The organism is Nocardioides sp. GXQ0305, assembly GCF_050880345.1.
GTDB lineage: Bacteria > Actinomycetota > Actinomycetes > Propionibacteriales > Nocardioidaceae > Nocardioides.
Genome location: NZ_JBNYXG010000001.1, coordinates 533352 through 549049, shown reverse-complemented (window position 1 = coordinate 549049; position 15698 = coordinate 533352). Strand labels below are relative to the sequence as shown.

19 protein-coding genes are annotated in these 15698 nt (G+C 71.9%); 11 read left to right on the top strand and 8 right to left on the bottom strand.

The genetic code is table 11. The annotated features are described in order from the left end of the window. The first annotated feature begins 16 nt into the window (after positions 1–16). The 5 genes from ACQ1X7_RS02705 to ACQ1X7_RS02685 are packed head-to-tail and all read left to right on the top strand — an operon-like array spanning position 17 to position 1425. Positions 17–247: an antitoxin gene (locus ACQ1X7_RS02705; protein ID WP_432476605.1), complete on the top strand. Its 231-nt coding sequence runs from the start codon at positions 17–19 to the stop codon at positions 245–247. Next, positions 244–408: a hypothetical protein gene (locus tag ACQ1X7_RS02700; RefSeq protein WP_432476604.1), complete on the top strand. Its 165-nt coding sequence runs from the start codon at positions 244–246 to the stop codon at positions 406–408. The genes ACQ1X7_RS02705 and ACQ1X7_RS02700 overlap by 4 nt, the downstream gene beginning before the upstream one ends. Then, positions 405–887: an NUDIX hydrolase gene (locus tag ACQ1X7_RS02695; protein ID WP_432476603.1), complete on the top strand. Its 483-nt coding sequence runs from the start codon at positions 405–407 to the stop codon at positions 885–887. The genes ACQ1X7_RS02700 and ACQ1X7_RS02695 overlap by 4 nt, the downstream gene beginning before the upstream one ends. Continuing rightward, the gene (locus ACQ1X7_RS02690; RefSeq protein WP_432476602.1) at positions 884–1141 is read left to right on the top strand and encodes a hypothetical protein; all 258 of its coding nucleotides are present in this window, start codon (positions 884–886) and stop codon (positions 1139–1141) included. Before ACQ1X7_RS02695 ends, ACQ1X7_RS02690 begins: the two co-directional genes overlap by 4 nt. Continuing rightward, a complete protein-coding gene (locus ACQ1X7_RS02685) occupies positions 1141–1425 on the top strand; it encodes a hypothetical protein (RefSeq protein ID WP_432476601.1) in 285 nt (94 codons plus the stop codon). Before ACQ1X7_RS02690 ends, ACQ1X7_RS02685 begins: the two co-directional genes overlap by 1 nt. Positions 1426–1469: 44 nt before the next feature. On the opposite strand, the gene ACQ1X7_RS02680 is transcribed toward ACQ1X7_RS02685, so the two are convergent. Further along, on the bottom strand, positions 1470–2357 hold the full coding sequence (locus tag ACQ1X7_RS02680) for a hypothetical protein (RefSeq protein WP_432476600.1): 888 nt from the start codon (positions 2355–2357) through the stop codon (positions 1470–1472). Positions 2358–2396: 39 nt separating this feature from the next. Next, a complete protein-coding gene (gene miaB / locus ACQ1X7_RS02675) occupies positions 2397–3890 on the bottom strand; it encodes a tRNA (N6-isopentenyl adenosine(37)-C2)-methylthiotransferase MiaB (protein WP_432476599.1) in 1494 nt (497 codons plus the stop codon). Positions 3891–4050: 160 nt separating this feature from the next. On the opposite strand from miaB, the gene ACQ1X7_RS02670 reads away from it, so the two are divergent. The 4 genes from ACQ1X7_RS02670 to ACQ1X7_RS02655 all read left to right on the top strand — a co-directional run bounded on the left by ACQ1X7_RS02670 (position 4051) and on the right by ACQ1X7_RS02655 (position 7414). Beyond that, the gene (locus ACQ1X7_RS02670) at positions 4051–4827 is read left to right on the top strand and encodes an amino acid ABC transporter ATP-binding protein (RefSeq protein WP_432476598.1); all 777 of its coding nucleotides are present in this window, start codon (positions 4051–4053) and stop codon (positions 4825–4827) included. Between the two features lie 58 nt (positions 4828–4885). Continuing rightward, a complete protein-coding gene (locus ACQ1X7_RS02665; protein WP_432476597.1) occupies positions 4886–5776 on the top strand; it encodes a glutamate ABC transporter substrate-binding protein in 891 nt (296 codons plus the stop codon). A gap of 86 nt (positions 5777–5862) precedes the next feature. Then, complete coding sequence (locus ACQ1X7_RS02660; RefSeq protein WP_432476596.1) at positions 5863–6546, top strand: amino acid ABC transporter permease; 684 nt, start codon at positions 5863–5865, stop codon at positions 6544–6546. A gap of 10 nt (positions 6547–6556) precedes the next feature. Continuing rightward, the gene (locus tag ACQ1X7_RS02655) at positions 6557–7414 is read left to right on the top strand and encodes an amino acid ABC transporter permease (RefSeq protein ID WP_432476595.1); all 858 of its coding nucleotides are present in this window, start codon (positions 6557–6559) and stop codon (positions 7412–7414) included. A 3-nt stretch (positions 7415–7417) separates the two neighbouring features. Here the strand turns inward: ACQ1X7_RS02655 and ACQ1X7_RS02650 are convergent, their stop codons facing one another. Together ACQ1X7_RS02650 and ACQ1X7_RS02645 are read right to left on the bottom strand one after the other, a co-directional pair. Beyond that, a complete protein-coding gene (locus ACQ1X7_RS02650; protein WP_432476594.1) occupies positions 7418–7894 on the bottom strand; it encodes a hotdog fold domain-containing protein in 477 nt (158 codons plus the stop codon). Positions 7895–7939: 45 nt separating this feature from the next. After that, positions 7940–8314 carry a thioredoxin family protein gene (locus tag ACQ1X7_RS02645; RefSeq protein ID WP_432476593.1) on the bottom strand — a complete coding sequence of 125 codons (375 nt, stop codon included), beginning with the start codon at positions 8312–8314 and terminating at the stop codon, positions 7940–7942. Positions 8315–8410: 96 nt separating this feature from the next. Here ACQ1X7_RS02645 and ACQ1X7_RS02640 point away from each other — a divergent pair, with 96 nt between their 5' ends. Next, entirely contained in the window at positions 8411–10543 is a 2133-nt protein-coding gene (locus ACQ1X7_RS02640) for a M6 family metalloprotease domain-containing protein (RefSeq protein WP_432476592.1), read from the top strand. Positions 10544–10711: 168 nt separating this feature from the next. On the opposite strand, the gene ACQ1X7_RS02635 is transcribed toward ACQ1X7_RS02640, so the two are convergent. Beyond that, positions 10712–11497, bottom strand: coding sequence for a methyltransferase domain-containing protein (locus ACQ1X7_RS02635; protein WP_432476591.1), 786 nt, complete (start codon positions 11495–11497; stop codon positions 10712–10714). 53 nt (positions 11498–11550) lie between these two features. On the opposite strand from ACQ1X7_RS02635, the gene ACQ1X7_RS02630 reads away from it, so the two are divergent. Next, positions 11551–12036, top strand: a complete 486-nt coding sequence (locus ACQ1X7_RS02630; protein WP_432476590.1) for a MarR family winged helix-turn-helix transcriptional regulator — start codon at positions 11551–11553, stop codon at positions 12034–12036. An 82-nt stretch (positions 12037–12118) separates the two neighbouring features. Here the strand turns inward: ACQ1X7_RS02630 and ACQ1X7_RS02625 are convergent, their stop codons facing one another. The 3 genes from ACQ1X7_RS02625 to rsmA are packed head-to-tail and all read right to left on the bottom strand — an operon-like array spanning position 12119 to position 15670. Next, positions 12119–13915 carry an ABC-F family ATP-binding cassette domain-containing protein gene (locus ACQ1X7_RS02625; protein ID WP_432476589.1) on the bottom strand — a complete coding sequence of 599 codons (1797 nt, stop codon included), beginning with the start codon at positions 13913–13915 and terminating at the stop codon, positions 12119–12121. 4 nt (positions 13916–13919) lie between these two features. Further along, entirely contained in the window at positions 13920–14813 is an 894-nt protein-coding gene (locus ACQ1X7_RS02620; protein WP_432476588.1) for a 4-(cytidine 5'-diphospho)-2-C-methyl-D-erythritol kinase, read from the bottom strand. Continuing rightward, the gene (gene rsmA / locus ACQ1X7_RS02615) at positions 14810–15670 is read right to left on the bottom strand and encodes a 16S rRNA (adenine(1518)-N(6)/adenine(1519)-N(6))-dimethyltransferase RsmA (RefSeq protein ID WP_432476587.1); all 861 of its coding nucleotides are present in this window, start codon (positions 15668–15670) and stop codon (positions 14810–14812) included. Before rsmA ends, ACQ1X7_RS02620 begins: the two co-directional genes overlap by 4 nt. Between the last annotated feature and the right edge of the window lie 28 nt (positions 15671–15698).

Below are 15698 nucleotides of genomic sequence, written 5' to 3'. Positions count from 1 at the left end.
GACAGGAAGGACCGGCATGGGATTCCTCGACAACCTCCGCGGCAAGGCGCAGAAGGCCGTCGACGACCACGGCGACAAGATCGCTCGCGGCATCGACCAGGCGGCGTCCGCCGCGGACAAGAAGACCAAGGGCAAGTACTCGCGCCACATCGGCACCGGCTCCGAGAAGGCCAAGGAGGCCCTCGACAAGCTCGACGGCAAGCGTGACGGCGACGTGGGCGGTGGCACCACGGGAGGCAAACCGTGAGCCAGCCGGTGCCCGAGGAGAGCAACGAGGCGCTCGAGGTGACCGAGCAGCCCGCCGACGAGCACGACGACGACCTCCCCGACGAGGCCGACGACCCGCACACGACCCCGGAGCAGCAGGAGAACGCCGGGACCGCCCTCGACCAGCCGTCGAGCGGGTGACCGACCGCTTCGTCGTCGTCCCCGCGGCCTACGTCTACCTGCTGCGCGAGGGGCCCGCGGGCGTCGAGGTGCTGCTCCAGCTGCGGCAGAACACCGGCTACATGGACGGCCGCTGGGCCGCCGCCGCGGCCGGCCACGTCGAGCGCGGCGAGACGGCGTACGACGCGGCCCGGCGGGAGGCGCGCGAGGAGCTCGGGATCGACGACCTCGACCTGGTCTTCGAGCTGACCATGCAGCGCACCCGACATGCCGATCCGATCGACGAGCGGGTCGACTTCTTCTTCTCGGCGCGAGGGTGGGCGGGCGACCCGCGGATCGTGGAGCCGGCGAAGTGCGCGGAGCTGCGGTGGTGGCGACTCGACGACCTGCCCGTTCGGGTGGTGCCCCACGAGGCCCGGGCACTGGCATCGTTGGGCACGGGGGCGGCGTACCTGACGTACGGATTCGAGAACGCCCCCGCAGGGAGGGGACAGGAATGATCGACGACAAGCTCGGGCCGATGCCCGATCCCGTGGTGGAGCCGCCCCCGGACAACCCGGGAGGCGCCGACGCCATCAACTCCGACACGCCGTTCTCCGGCGACGAGCCGGCCGTGCTGGGGCACGACCTCCACCCCGACGACAACCCGGGGGTCGAGGACATCGTCCCGGACGAGGTCGGCCAGCCGGAGGACAAGCAGCAGGAGAACGAGGGGGACGGCGCGAGCGAGCCCGAGAAGGAGGACCCTGCCTGATGGCACCCGACACGAGCGACCCCCGCGAGCCCCGCGACGTGCGCGACTCCCACCACGACGCCTCCGGCGACATGGGCGTGAGCAGCGAGCGCGAGGGCCCGACCGGCCCCGGCGGCCAGGTCGGCACCGACGGCGTCCGCGACGTCACCTCACCCGAGCCCGACCCCGAGGTCGACGCCGACGACGTCCCGCCCGAGCAGCGCCCCGGAGCGGTCGAGACCAACCCCGAGGGCATCCCGCCCAAGGCGGGCTACTCCTCGAAGGACCCGCGCTCCGACGACTGACTCCTCGTACTCGAACGGACCCATGGGTCACTCGCGCCCTTCACCTAGGCGGCGCAGGTGGGGCAGAGGCCCCGTTTGGTCCGTTCGGCTACGGCCAGCGTCAGCACCTCCGCCACCAGCCGGGGATTCAGGATCACGTCCTCCCAGCTGAACCTGAGGACCAGCCAGCCGCGTGCAGCGAACTGGTTGTAGCGCCGGGCGTCGCGGTGCAGCGCCGCGCGGTCGCCGTGCCAGGCGAAGGAGTCTGCCTCGAGGATGATCCCGAGTCGCTCGTCGACCAGGTCGGGGCGCCCGAGGAACCGCGAACCCTCACGCAGCGAGGTCTGGGGAACCACCTCCAGGGCCGGGACCTCGATGGCGATCGCACGCAGCGCTGACTCCAGGGCGCTCTCTGCACGGGAGTCGGCGAGGGCCGCGACGCGCCTGACCTGGCGTGAGCCCGGACCGCGTGCATCCCGCGCCAGCGCAGCCATCCTGGGCGCCGGGAAGCCGTCACGCAGCGCGGAGTCGGCGACGCACAACGCGTCACCGAGGTGGTCGCTACGCAGGCAGTCGAGCAGGGTGCGCTCCTGACTCGTCACCCCGTCACTGACGTCGTCGGCCCCGAGCCTGGCCCGGTGCAGGTCCACGCCGGCGGCGGCCCCCGCCACCAGTTTGCGGTTGTGGGGCACGGCCACCTGTGGGCGCTCGGGTGGCAGCCGCACCTGCCACCCGTGTCGCATCGCTGCGCTCAGGTGGGTGACGGCTCCGCTGAGCCGATGGGCGGCAGCCACGGCGGCGTCCGCGCCCTCCAGCGCGTACCGCCCTCGCGCCAGAACGGTGACCCCGCCCTCGGCCACGGCGCGATCGACTTCAGCGCGAGACGTCGCGCGGATCAGCTGCGAGCGGGTGGCGACTCCACCCAGCTCCGTCAGCATGTCCACCACGGTCACGCACCGAGCATCACCGATTCCGGTCGCTGGCGCCCGACGTCATCCACAGGCAGGTGCGTCCGGCAGCGGAGCCGGTACGCCGACCGAGGGCATGCCCAGGCCGACCGAGCCCGGCTGAGGGGCAGCGGTCCGGGCCTCCCAGGCGTCGCCCGAGCGAGTACGCCGGACGGCGAGGACCGGGCCGTCGGCGACCAGGTGGTGCGGGGCGGCGTACGAGACCTCGACGGTGACCATGTCGCCGGGCCGGACGGTCGTGTCGCCCGGGGGCGTGAAGTGGACCAGCCGGTTGTCGGGGCCGCGTCCCGACAGCCGGTGGGTGGCACTGTCCTTGCGCCCCTCGCCCTCGGCGACGAGCAGCTCGACGGTGCGCCCGACCAGCCGCTGGTTCTCCTCCCACGCGATGTCGTTGACGAGGGCGACCAGCCGGTCGTAGCGCTGCTGGACGACGGCGCGCGGCACCTGCTCCTCCATGGTGGCGGCCGGGGTGCCGGGGCGCGGCGAGTAGATGAAGGTGAAGGCGCCGGAGAAGCGCGCCTGCCGGACCACGTCGAGGGTGGCCTCGAAGTCCTCCTCGGTCTCGCCGGGGAAGCCCACGATGATGTCGGTGGTGATCGCGGCGTCGGGCATCGCGGCCCGGACCCGTTCGAGGATGCCGAGGTACCTCGCCTGCCGGTAGGAGCGGCGCATCGCCTTCAGGACCCGGTCGGATCCGGACTGGAGCGGCATGTGCAGCTGCGGCATCACGTTCGGGGTCACAGCCATCGCCTCGATGACGTCGTCGGTGAACTCCGCCGGGTGCGGTGAGGTGAACCGCACCCGCTCCAGTCCCTCGATCTCGCCGCAGGCCCGCAGCAGCTTGGAGAACGCCTGCCGGTCGCCGAAGCCGACGCCGTAGCTGTTCACGTTCTGCCCCAGGAGGGTGACCTCGCTGACGCCGTCGGCGACCAGGGCGCGCACCTCGGCGAGCACGTCACCGGGCCGCCGGTCCTGCTCCTTGCCGCGCAGCGACGGGACGATGCAGAACGTGCAGGTGTTGTTGCACCCCACCGAGACCGACACCCAGGCGGCGTACGCCGACTCGCGCCTGGTCGGCAGGGTCGACGGGAAGACCTCGAGCGACTCGAGGATCTCGACCTGCGCCTCGTCGTGGACCCGGGCCCGCTCCAGCAGCACCGGGAGCGAGCCGATGTTGTGGGTGCCGAACACGACGTCGACCCACGGCGCCTTCTCGACGATCGTGGCGCGGTCCTTCTGGGCGAGGCAGCCACCGACGGCGATCTGCATGCCGGGCTTCCTCGCCTTGACGGGGGCGAGGTGGCCGAGGTTCCCGTAGAGCCGGTTGTCGGCGTTCTCGCGCACGGCGCAGGTGTTGAACACCACGACGTCCGGGTGGTCGGGCTGCTCGCCGTCGGGGGCGGGTCGGAACGGCGCGTAGCCCGCGTCCTCCAGCAGCCCGGTGAGGCGTTCGGAGTCGTGGACGTTCATCTGGCACCCGTAGGTGCGGACCTCGTACGTGCGCTGATCAGTGGCCATGACAGTGGTCAAGGGTACGGCGGCCCCTCGGGCTCGCGGCAATCGTGCGGCGACCGGTTCCGCGGCGGGATGGGGCCGTACGTCACAGAACTGTCACCATCGCGTGTCCGACGCCCCGGCGCATGGCCCGAAGGGGTGAGAGACGCTAGGTTTCCCAACCATGACCGAGCAGGTCCAGGCCCCCACCACCGCCCGGCAGGGCGAGCCGCTCGTGGTGCTCGACGGCGTCAACAAGTGGTTCGGCGAGCTCCACGTGCTGCAGGACATCAACCAGACGATCCACCGCGGCGAGGTGGTCGTGGTCATCGGGCCGTCCGGCTCCGGGAAGTCGACCCTGTGCCGCGCGATCAACCGGCTCGAGACCATCCAGCAGGGCACGATCACCCTCGACGGCAAACCGCTGCCCGAGGAGGGCAAGGAGCTCGCGGCCCTCCGCGCCGAGGTCGGCATGGTCTTCCAGAGCTTCAACCTCTTCGCCCACAAGACGATCCTCGAGAACGTCACCCTCGGCCCGGTCAAGGTGCGGGGCGAGAAGCAGGCGGACGCCGAGCAGCGGGCCAGGGAGCTGCTCGACCGGGTCGGCGTGGGCCAGCAGGCCGCGAAGTACCCCGCCCAGCTGTCCGGCGGGCAGCAGCAGCGGGTGGCGATCGCCCGGGCGCTGGCCATGCGGCCGAAGGTGATGCTCTTCGACGAGCCGACCTCGGCGCTGGACCCCGAGATGATCAAGGAGGTCCTCGACGTGATGGTCGACCTCGCGAAGCAGGGGATGACGATGATCGTGGTCACCCACGAGATGGGCTTCGCCCGGACCGCCGCCGACCGGGTCCTGTTCATGTCCGACGGCGCGGTCGTCGAGGAGAACACGCCCGAGGAGTTCTTCACGAACCCGCAGACCGACCGCGCCAAGGACTTCCTCGGGAAGATCCTCAAGCACTGACTCACCCAGCAACACCCATCAGGTGGCCGGGAACCCGGCTCGGGACAAAGGAGGAGAGATGCGGTTCATCAGGACCAAGGCAGTGCTCGCGGGCGTGGGTCTCGCCCTGAGCCTGGCGGCGTGCGGGGAGGCCGGGAGCGACGGGAGCAGCAGCGACGTCGAGGCCGAGGACGTCGAGGAGGGCAAGTTCGAGGAAGGCTCCCGGATGGCCGAGCTCGCCGAGGCGGGCGAGGTCACCGTCGGCGTCAAGTACGACCAGCCCGGGCTGGGCTTCAAGGACGCGGCGTCCGACATCCCCACCGGCTTCGACGTCGAGATCGCCAAGCTGCTCGTGGCCGACCTCGGGATCGACCCCGAGTCCGACTCGGTGACGTGGGAGGAGACGATCTCCGACAACCGCGAGCCCTACATCCAGGAGGGGCGCGTCGACCTCGTGCTCGCGACGTACTCCATCACCCCCGAGCGGCAGGAGATCGTCGGCCAGACCGGCCCGTACCTCATCACCGGCCAGCAGATCCTCGTCAAGGAGGACAGCGACATCCAGGGCAAGGAGGACCTCCAGGGTGAGGAGGTCTGCTCGGCCGAGGGCTCGACCTCGATCGAGAACGTCGAGGCCGAGGGCATGGTGCCGGCCCCGGCACCCGACTACTCGCAGTGCGTCGACGACGTGCTCAACGACACCGTCGAGGCGATGTCGACCGACGGCGCGATCCTGCTCGGGTACGCCGCGGAGCAGGACGGCCAGCTGAAGGTCGTCGGCGAGGAGTTCTCCGAGGAGCGGATCGGCGTCGGCTACTCGCAGGACTACCCGGAGATGTGCGAGTGGATCAACGGCGTGCTCCAGGAGTCCTACGACGACGGCACCTGGGCCGAGGCCTTCGAGTCCACCCTGGGCGAGGGTGGCGCGGAGACCCCGGACCCGCCGGCCCTGGACGAGTGCCAGGCCTGACCACCCGGAGGTGATCGTGGGGTGGCCGGTCCGGCCACCCCACGGTCCCCCGTCCCTGACGACCGCGAGAGGAGCACCGACCCCGGATGCAGACCGTCCTCGACAACTGGGACCTGGTCGTGCGCGGCTTCACCTACACGGTCGCACTGTTCCTGATCGCCGGCCTGCTGTCGCTGGTGATCGGAACCGTCCTGGCCGCGCTGCGGGTCGGGCCGATCGCGGTGCTGCGGCGAGCGGTGGCCGTCTACGTCACGCTCGTGCGCAACACGCCGCTGCTGATCGTGCTCATCTTCTTCCGGATCGCCGCCCCCCGGATCGGCCTCAACTTCAACTTCGTCGACATCGTCATCGGCGACCTGCGGATCAACAACCTGTTCGCCGCGTGCGTGGCTGCGCTGACGGCGTACACCTCGACCTTCGTCTGCGAGGCCCTGCGCTCCGGGATCAACGCGGTCCCACTGGGCCAGGCGGAGGCCGCCCGCGCCATCGGGCTGCCCTTCGCCGCCGTCATGCGTGAGGTGGTGCTGCCGCAGGCGTTCCGGGCCGCGGTCCCCCCGCTGGCGAGCGTCCAGATCGCGCTGCTGAAGAACACCACCGTCTGCGGTGTCTTCGGCGTCGCCGAGGCGTTCTTCCGGATGAAGGGCATGACCAACAACGTCCCGGCCGACCGCTACGGGATCTTCATCAGCTTCGCTCTGATCTTCGTGGTGCTGGTCGAGATCCTGTCGTTCGTCGCGAACCGGCTCGAGCGCCGCTGGCGGATCGCATGAGGAGCCCCGCATGAGCGCCCCCTCGGTCCTGTTCGACGCCCCCGGGCCCCGGGCGGTCGCCCGACACCGGGTCTACACCGTGGTCGCGGTGGTCGCCCTGGTCGCCCTGGTCGGCTGGGCGTGCTGGCGACTGTACGAGGAGGGCCAGTTCGCCTACGACCTGTGGGAGCCGTTCGTCACCCCCGCCTACATCGAGGCGCTGCTGGTCAACGGGTTGTTGAAGACGATCCAGATGGCGGCCAGCGCGGTGCTGCTCGCGGTGGTGTTCGGCCTCGTCTTCGGCGTCGGCAAGCTGTCCGACCACGCCGTCGTCCGGTGGCCGTGCTGGGCCGTCGTGGAGTTCTTCCGCGCGGTCCCGGTGCTGCTCCTGATGATCCTGATCTTCTTCTCCTACGGCATCACCCGCGACGAGAGCGGCAGCTACTGGACCGTCGTGATCTCGCTGATGCTCTACAACGGCGCGGTGCTCGCCGAGGTGTTCCGGGCCGGGATCCAGGCGGTGCCCTCGGGGCAGTCGGAGGCGGCGTACGCCATCGGGATGCGCAAGACCCAGGTGATGACGATCGTGATGCTGCCGCAGGCGGTGAAGATCATGCTGCCGGCGATCATCAGCCAGATGGTGGTGGCGCTGAAGGACACCAGCCTCGGCTACGTCGTCGCGGCCCCCGGCCTGACGTACGTCGGCGCGTCCATCTACCGGCAGTTCCAGAACCAGGTCCCGACGGCGATCGTGCTCGCTGCCTGCTACATCGTGGTCAACCTGCTGCTCACCTGGCTCGCGACCTGGGTGCAGAAGAGGCTGGTGGGCGAGAAGAAGCAGCTCGAGGTCTCGGCGGTCGGCAACCTCGACGCCGGCGGCAAGGCCTGAGCCTCACCGGCGCGGTGTCACCCAGAGCCGGATCTCGCCCTCGACGACGACCTCGCCGTCGTCGCGCACGCCCCTGACCCGCACCGGCAGGTCGCCCCCCTCCTCGGGCAGAGCGCTCGACGTCCACTGCGCGGCGTCGGTCTCGGCGATGCAGGTGACGTCGGAGGTCGCCTTGGCGGTGTAGGCGACCGTCATGCCCTTCGGGATCCACCGCTTATCCGCCGGGACGGTCGCCTCGGCGAGCGCACCCATCGCCGCCTCCAGCCCGTTGCACAGCGCGATCGCGTGGACGGTGCCGAGGTGGTTGTGGACGCGGCGCCGCTTCGGCACCACCAGCTCGGCGCGGTTCGGCTCGATCACGGTGAACCGCGGCCGGACGGTCGCGAAGTACGGCGCACTGCGGGCGAAGGCGAACGAGAAGAGGCGCGGCCCCCGCGGCAGCCGCGACAGGGTGTTCCAGGTGGCGAGGACCGACGGCATGCCGCGCAGATTACCGGTCGGTAACCGCGGCCGCCGTGGTGTGGGTCACGCCTTCCGCTGCGCCGCCTGCTCGGCGACCTTGCGGTGGACCTCCTCCATGTCGAGGCCCTTGACCGCGGTGATCAGCTCCTCGAGCGCGGGTGCCGGGAGCGCGCCGGCCTGGTTGAAGACCAGGACGCCCTCCCGGAAGGCCATCAGGGTCGGGATCGACCGGATGCCGGCCGCACCGGCGAGCTCCTGCTCCTCCTCGGTGCTGATCGAGGCGAAGGTGACGTCCTGGTGCTGCTCCGAGGCGGCCTCGTAGACGGGAGCGAAGGTGCGGCACGGGCCGCACCAGCTCGCCCACCAGTCGACGAGCAGGATGTCGTGCTCCTCGATGGCCTTCTCGAAGGTGTCGGCGCCCAGGTCGATGGTGCTCATGCCTCGGCAACGCCCCCGGCTCCGCGGGTGTTCCCGGGGCGCCGTCGAGGTGTGACGGGGGTTACATCAGGGGCGGTCGAGGTCTACGGTGCCGACATGACAGCTCGGGGTGTCGTCACTGTGTCCGCCCTTGCCCTCATCACGATCGCGGCGTCGGCCGCAGGGGCTCTCGGAACGCCGGGGCCGGAGGACCCCGGGCCGGAACAGCCGGCCAACCACTGGCGCTACGACCACTGGCCGCAGACCCAGCCATGGCAGAGCGGGACCGGTGACGCCGAGCTGCGGAGGATCCGCGCCCGGGGCGACGTGGGGCGCCCGGGCTTCCCGGCGCCCGTCGACCCCCAGAACTGGGAGAACCCCGACCACATGACGTGGTCGGACTACACGCGGATCCCCGGGACCGACTGGGGCGATCCCGACCAGGCGGGCTCCGAGCGGACCTTCCGCGGCGCACTCGTCGTCGTCGACTACCCGAACAAGTCCTTCGCGGTCTCCGAGCCGGCCAACTCCACGGTCTTCGGGAACCCCAGCACCGAGGCCAACTCGATCCCGCGCGCCGACGTACCGCGCTTCTACCGCGACTTCCTCAACACCCCCAACCAGCTCAACCGCGGCCACACCATCCACGAGTACTGGATGGAGGACTCCGGCGGCCGCTACGGCGTCGAGCTCACCGAGTTCGGGGCCTACCAGATGCCGGGCAAGTCCCACGAGTACGCGCTGGAGTTCCAGGACGAGGCGGAGTCCTGCCCCACCGGCGACACCTGCGACCGCGACCTGCGCGACGACGCCTTCGCCGCCTGGTACGCCGCCGAGGGCGAGGACGTGCGCGACGACTTCGACTTCGTCTACATCCTGAGTGCCGGTCAGGACGAGTCGTCGACCTGGCAGGAGTTCGGCCAGATGAAGTTCGAGGAGAAGGAGGACGTCACCGACCCGTTCGGCCCGCCCGACGAGTCGCTGACCAACTGGTCGGACACCCGCTACGTCGACTGGACCTCGTGGGCCGCGGGATCGACGTTGTGGCCCAACGCCAGCCAGGGTTCCACGACCCAGGCCGAGAGCTCCGGCATGGGGGTCTACGCCCACGAGCTCAGCCACGTGCTCGGCATCGGCGACAACTACAACAACCCGTACGGCGTCCCGCCCCGGCGCTCCTACAGCGGCATCTGGGAGATGCTCAGCCGGGGCTCGTTCAACGGGCCCGGCGGCCCGCACAGCCGGTGGACGATCCCGGCGACCGGCGGTGGCTCGCTCGGCGCCCAGCACATGCTGCGCAACAAGATGAAGCTCGACATGGTCAGCGAGCGGCACGTCCTGCGGCTGCGTCGCGGCGCCCTCGACGACTCCGGCTTGGTCGTCGCGAGGGTGACGGCCCGCTCGGTGGTCCCGCAGGGGCGGGGTCTCTCCGGCGTCAACCTCGATCTCGGGGTCCAGGGGGACCTCAGCCAGGCGTGCGACCCCGCCACCGACCCGCTGTGTGACGGCGGCGGCTACGAGAACTACACCCTGGAGGTCGTGGACCGGATGGGCGCCGACTCGTTCACGCCCGACTCGGGGGCGCTGCTGGCGAAGACCAAGGACCAGGACCGGTCGCCGTTCATCTGGGTGGTCGACGCCAACCCCCAGGACATCGGGATGACCGACTTCGTCCGCCCGGACGGCACCGAGGTGCCGATCACGATCGGTGACTACCGCCAACTGTCCGATGCGCTGTTCCACGCCGGGACGGCCTCGGGCAGCGAGTTCGAGTACGTCGACGAGGCGAACCGGCTTCACTTCTACGTGCTCGAGCAGCACCGCGACCGCCGTGGCCGGTTGAGCTACGTGCTCGGCATCCGGTCGCTGGACGGGTCCGGTCCCCAGCAGCGCGGCGTCCGGCTGCGCCCCGACCGCGACGTGGCCGACGGGCGGGGCCTGGCGACGTGCCGGCTGCCGCTCAGCAACACCGGCCGCCTCGGTCGGCCGGCCGGCGACCACCCCGAGGGGGTGCGCCGCTACCTGGGCAGCGACGTCTTCCGGCTGTCAGCGCGGGTGGAGGGCAAGGGCTGGACGGCCCACCTCCCCAACGAGCTGGCCACCACGCCCAACGGCACAACCACGCCGGTCACCGTCCATGCCCGTAACGACTTCGCCGGCGCCCGGCCCGCCACCGTCCGGGTCACGGCGAGGTCCGAGAGCGACCCGGATGCCCTCGCCCGGACCACCTGCCGGGTGCGGATGCGCTGAGGCCGTCAGCGCCGGGCGAGCAGCTCCACCGGGTTGCCGTGGCCGTCTCCGCCGCAGCCGCTCCGGCTTCTCCACCTCGCCGAGGCCGAGGCCCCCGACCCAGAACCGGCGCGCCTCCTGCTCACCGCCCTCCGCCCTCCGGGATCGCGACCTGGACGTGGTGCAGCCTCATCGGGCCCCCCGGTGACCGACGGCGAAGATCCGTCGGAACGGCAGCACCACGCCGTAGCCACGATCGGGGTAGGCGGCCCGCAGCCGGGCGCGGAACTCCTCCTCGAAGCCCGGCCGCAGGTCCTCGGGCAGCGCCTGGAGCGTGGGGCGCGCGCCGGTGCCGGACACCCACGCGAAGACCGGGTCGTCGCCGGTCAGCACGTGGAAGTACGTCGTCTCCCAGACGTCCGCCTCGAGACCGGCCCGCGCCAGGACGTCGAGGTAGGCGTCGGGCGGGTGGCTGGCCGGCACGGTGACCTCGCGCAGGTGGTCGGCGTACGGCGCGGTGGCGGCCAGCTCGGTGCGGATCGTGTGACTCGGCTGGTCGAAATTCGCCGGGACCTGGACCGCGAGCCAGCCTCCGGGGCGGACCCGGCCGGCGAGGGCCGGCAGCAGGTCGAGGTGGTCGGGAAGCCACTGCAGGGTCGCGTTCGAGACCAGCAGGTCGACCTCGTCGCCGCGGGCCACCCAGTCGCGCAGGTCGGCCTCCTCGAACTCGACCCCCGGGAGCTCGCGGCGGGCCCGGTCGATCATCGCGGCGCTCGAGTCGACGCCCCGGACGCCGGCCGTGGGCCAGGCCTCGGTCAGCAGCCGGGTCAGGTTGCCCGGGCCGCAGCCGAGGTCGACGACGTCGACCGGGTCGGCCGCGCGCACGCGCGCCAGCAGGTCGACGAACGGCCGGGCCCGCTCCTCGGAGTAGGCCAGGTAGTGCCGGGGGTCCCAGGTGTGTCGGTCAGGCGCCATGGCTCGACTTTATCTTGACATCAAGATTCTTGACAAGCCGTACCATGGGACGCGTGCAGGACGAGGTCGACGAGCTGTCCGAGGCGTGGGCGCGCGAGCGCCCCGACCTCGACCTCGCACCCGTCGCCGTGTTCAGCCGGATCAGCAGGCTGGCCCGGCACCTCGACCTGGCTCGCCGTACCGCGTTCACCCGGCACCGGATCGAGTCCTGGGAGTTCGACGTGCTCGCGGCGCTGCGCCGCGCCGGGGCGCCGTACGAGCTCTCGCCGGGGCGGCTGCTCCGGGAGACGCTGGTGACCAGCGGCACCATGACCAACCGGGTCGACCGGCTCGCGGCGCGCGGCCTGGTGGAGCGCTCCCCCGACCCCTCCGACCGGCGGGGTGTCATCGTCCGGCTCACCGCGGAGGGCCGGCTGACCGTCGACGCCGCCTTCGAGGAGCTGCTGGCCGCCGAGGCCGCCCTGCTGGCCGACCTCCCCGACCCCGACCGGGACCGGCTGGCGACCTTGCTCCGCACCCTGCTGATCCCCTTCCGCTGACCCGTCACTCGCGCAGGTTCAGAACGGACCGAGCCGTCACTCGTGCAGGTTCAGAACGGGCCGAGCCGTCACTCGCGCAGTCTCACTCGGCCAGCTCAGCCGCTTCCAGCCACTCCAGCTCGAGCGCGTCGCGCTCGGCATGGAGGGCAGCGATCTGCTCCCCCAGCTCGGTCAACCGCTCGTAGTCCTGACCCGCTGCCTCGACCTCGCCGTTCAGCCGGGCCTCCCGCTCATCGAGCCGCTCCAGCTGCTTGTCGAGGCGCGCCATGGTCTTGCGGGCGGTCCGCTGCTCGGCACTCCCGGCACGCGGCCTGCCGGAGTGACGGCTCGACGGGTTCTCGACCTGCACCACTGACGGGTCGGCGGGTTCGGAACCTGCTGGGGTGACGGGTCGGCGCTCGAGGTACTCGTCGACGCCGCGGGGGAGCATCGAGATCTGGCCGTCACCCAGCAGCGCCCAGATCGAGTCGGTGACCCGCTCCAGGAAGTAGCGGTCGTGGGACACGACGACGAGGGTGCCGGGCCAGCGGTCGAGGAAGTCCTCCAGGACGGTGAGCGTCTCGATGTCCAGGTCGTTGGTGGGCTCGTCGAGGAGCAGCACGTTGGGCTCGGTGAGCAGCAGCCGCAGCAGCTGGAAGCGACGACGCTCACCACCGGAGAGGTCACCGAGCCGGGCGGTCAGCTTGTCGCCGGTGAAGCCGAACCGCTCCAGCATCGCCGTCGCCGTGACGTCGGACCCGTCGGCCGTTTGAGTGACCCGCTGGACGGACTCGACCGTGGCCAGCACCCGCGCCTCCGGGTCGAGCTCGTCGACCTGCTGGGTGAGGTGCTGCAGCGCGACGGTCCGGCCGTGCCGGACCCGGCCGGCGGACGGCGCCAGCTCACCGGACAGCAGCGACAGGACCGAGGTCTTGCCGGCGCCGTTGACCCCGACGATGCCGACCCGGTCGCCGGGCCCGAGCCGCCAGGTCGCGTGCGACAGCAGCTGCCGGTCGCCGCGCACGAGGTCGACGTCCTCGACGTCGACGACGTCCTTGCCGAGCCGCTGGGTGGCGAAGCGCTGGAGCTCAAGCCGGTCGCGGGGCGGCGGCTCGTCGGCGATCAGCTCGGTGGCGGCGTCGATCCGGAACCTGGGCTTCGAGGTCCGGGCCGGGGCGCCGCGGCGCAGCCAGGCCAGCTCCTTGCGGACCAGGTTCTGGCGACGTACCTCCGACGCGGCGGCCTGCCGCTGCCGCTCCGCCTTGGCCAGCACGAACGCGGCGTAGCCGCCCTCGTAGGCGTCGACGACGCCGTCGTGCACCTCCCACGTCCACTGGCAGACCGCGTCGAGGAACCATCGGTCGTGGGTGACCACGACGAGCGCCGAGGGGCGCTCGGCGAGGTGGCCCGCCAGCCAGTTGACCGCCTCGACGTCGAGGTGGTTGGTGGGCTCGTCGAGGACGACGAGGTCGTGGTCGTCGAGCAGCAACGCCGCCAGGGAGCAGCGCCGGCGCTCGCCGCCGGACAGGCTGACGACGGCGCGGTCGAGCGCCACCCCCGCGAGCAGCACCTCGACCACCTCGCGGGTGCGCGGGTCGGCCGCCCACTCGTGGTCCGCGCGGCCGCCGAGGACGGCTTCCCGGACGGTGTGGGTGTCGGAGAGCCGGTCGTCCTGGTGGAGGTGACCCACGAGCAGCCCGCGGACGCGCGACACCCGCCCGGAGTCGGGCTGCTCCAGCCCGGTCATCACCCGGAGCAGCGTGGTCTTGCCGTCCCCGTTGCGCCCGACGACGCCGACCCGCTGACCGGCGGAGACGCCGAGCGAGACGTCGCTGAGCAGCGGTCGTACGCCGTACGCCTTGGAGACGCGCTCGAGGTTGAGCAGGTTGCTCATCGACACCACCTCATCGACCCAGCGCTCCCGGGACCGGGCCGGACGCGACCAGCGCGAGCGGTTGCCTCGACCGCAGGTCGTCGGCGACGCGGTGCGCACCCGCCTCGTCGGCGCAGAGGAAGACGCAGGTCGGGCCGGAGCCGCTGACCAGGCCCCGGAGCGCACCGGCCGCCTCACCCGCGGCGAGCAGGTCGGCCAGCCCGGGCCGCAGGTCGAGCGCCGCGGCCTGCAGGTCGTTGTGGAGCAGCGGCGCCAGCGTCTCGGCCGGGTCGCCGAGGAAGGCGACCAGCCGGTGGGGTGCCGGCGGCGTGGCCGGCGCGTCGGGACGCAGCTCGTCGTGGCGGCGGTAGACGGACGGGGTGGAGAGCCCCTGGCCGGGGTCGGGCACGACGACCCACCACCGCGTGACCTCGACGCCCGGCAGCTGCTCGACCTGCTCGCCGCGTCCGGTGCCGAGGGCGTTACGCCCGACGAGGCCGAACGGAACGTCGCTGCCGAGGTCGCCGGCGATCCCGAACAGTGCAGCGTCGCCGCTGGCGAGGCCCCAGAGCCGGTCCAGCGCGACCAGCGTGGCGGCGGCATCAGCGGAGCCGCCGGCCATGCCACCGGCGACGGGGATGCCCTTGCGGATCTCGATCCGCGCGGACCGTCCGATCTCGTGGTGGGCGGTCAGGAGCACGCCCGCCCGGACGGCGAGGTTGGTGTCGTCGGCGGGCACGTCGGACACGTCGACCCCGTGGCCGGTCAATGTCACCGACCACTCCCCGGCATCGCTCACGGTGACCTCGTCGACCAGGTCGATCGCGTGGAAGACCGTCATCAGGGGGTGGAAGCCGTCCTCCCGCGGCGCGCCGACGCCGAGGTGGAGGTTGATCTTGGCCGGCACCCGGACCGTGACGCTCACGCGGGCAGCTCCTCGGCGATCCGCACGAAGTCCTGGATGCCCAGCGACTCACCGCGGGCCAGCGGGTCGATGCCGGCCGCGGCCAGCGCCTGCTCCGCAGCGGTGGCCGAGCCGGCGAGCCCCTTGAGCGCGCCGCGCAGCGCCTTGCGCCGGTGGGCGAAGGCCGCGTCGACGACGGCGAACACCCGCTCCCTCGGGAGCCTCGTCGTCGGCGGCTCCCTGCGGGTCCAGGCCACCAGCCCGGAGTCGACGTTGGGGGCGGGCCAGAAGACGGTGCGACCGACCGAGCCCGCCCGGCGTACGTCGGCGAACCAGGCGGCCTTGACCGAGGGGACGCCGTAGACCTTGGACCCCGGCGCGGCGGCGAGCCGGTCGGCCACCTCGGACTGCACCATCACCAGTCCCCGCTCGAGCGAGGGCAGCAGCGCCAGCAGATGGAGCAGGACCGGGACCGAGACGTTGTAGGGCAGGTTGGCGACCAGCGCGGTCGGCGGGGGGCCGGGCACCTCGGCCACGCGGAGCGCGTCGGCCGCCACCACGTCGAGCCGGTCGGCCTGGGCGGGCGCGAGCTCGGCGACCGTGGCCGGCAGGCGGCCGGCCAGCACGGGGTCGACCTCGATCGCGACCACCCGGCGTGCCACCCCGAGCAGCGCGAGGGTGAGCGAGCCGAGGCCCGGCCCGACCTCGAGGACCACGTCGTCGGGCCCGATCCCGGACTCCCGGACGATCCGGCGCACCGTGTTGGGGTCGATGACGAAGTTCTGGCCCCGCTGCTTGGTCGGCCGCAGGTCCAGCTCGGCCGCCAGCAGACGCACGTCCGCCGGCCCGAGGAACCTCGGACCGGCGGACGGTGTCATGCGCGCAAGGCTAGTCACGCGCTGAGGG

Bases quoted from the DNA above. Each gene is read 5' to 3' on its own strand.
- ACQ1X7_RS02705 (WP_432476605.1), top strand. From the start codon at position 17: ATGGGATTCCTCGACAACCTCCGCGGCAAGGCGCAGAAGGCCGTCGAC.
- miaB (WP_432476599.1), bottom strand. From the start codon at position 3,890: ATGGCCACTGATCAGCGCACGTACGAGGTCCGCACCTACGGGTGCCAG.
- ACQ1X7_RS02660 (WP_432476596.1), top strand. From the start codon at position 5,863: ATGCAGACCGTCCTCGACAACTGGGACCTGGTCGTGCGCGGCTTCACC.
- ACQ1X7_RS02640 (WP_432476592.1), top strand. From the start codon at position 8,411: ATGACAGCTCGGGGTGTCGTCACTGTGTCCGCCCTTGCCCTCATCACG.
- ACQ1X7_RS02650 (WP_432476594.1), bottom strand. From the start codon at position 7,894: ATGCCGTCGGTCCTCGCCACCTGGAACACCCTGTCGCGGCTGCCGCGG.
- ACQ1X7_RS02665 (WP_432476597.1), top strand. From the start codon at position 4,886: ATGCGGTTCATCAGGACCAAGGCAGTGCTCGCGGGCGTGGGTCTCGCC.
- ACQ1X7_RS02655 (WP_432476595.1), top strand. From the start codon at position 6,557: ATGAGCGCCCCCTCGGTCCTGTTCGACGCCCCCGGGCCCCGGGCGGTC.
- ACQ1X7_RS02670 (WP_432476598.1), top strand. From the start codon at position 4,051: ATGACCGAGCAGGTCCAGGCCCCCACCACCGCCCGGCAGGGCGAGCCG.
- rsmA (WP_432476587.1), bottom strand. From the start codon at position 15,670: ATGACACCGTCCGCCGGTCCGAGGTTCCTCGGGCCGGCGGACGTGCGT.
- ACQ1X7_RS02635 (WP_432476591.1), bottom strand. From the start codon at position 11,497: ATGGCGCCTGACCGACACACCTGGGACCCCCGGCACTACCTGGCCTAC.
- ACQ1X7_RS02685 (WP_432476601.1), top strand. From the start codon at position 1,141: ATGGCACCCGACACGAGCGACCCCCGCGAGCCCCGCGACGTGCGCGAC.
- ACQ1X7_RS02690 (WP_432476602.1), top strand. From the start codon at position 884: ATGATCGACGACAAGCTCGGGCCGATGCCCGATCCCGTGGTGGAGCCG.
- ACQ1X7_RS02645 (WP_432476593.1), bottom strand. From the start codon at position 8,314: ATGAGCACCATCGACCTGGGCGCCGACACCTTCGAGAAGGCCATCGAG.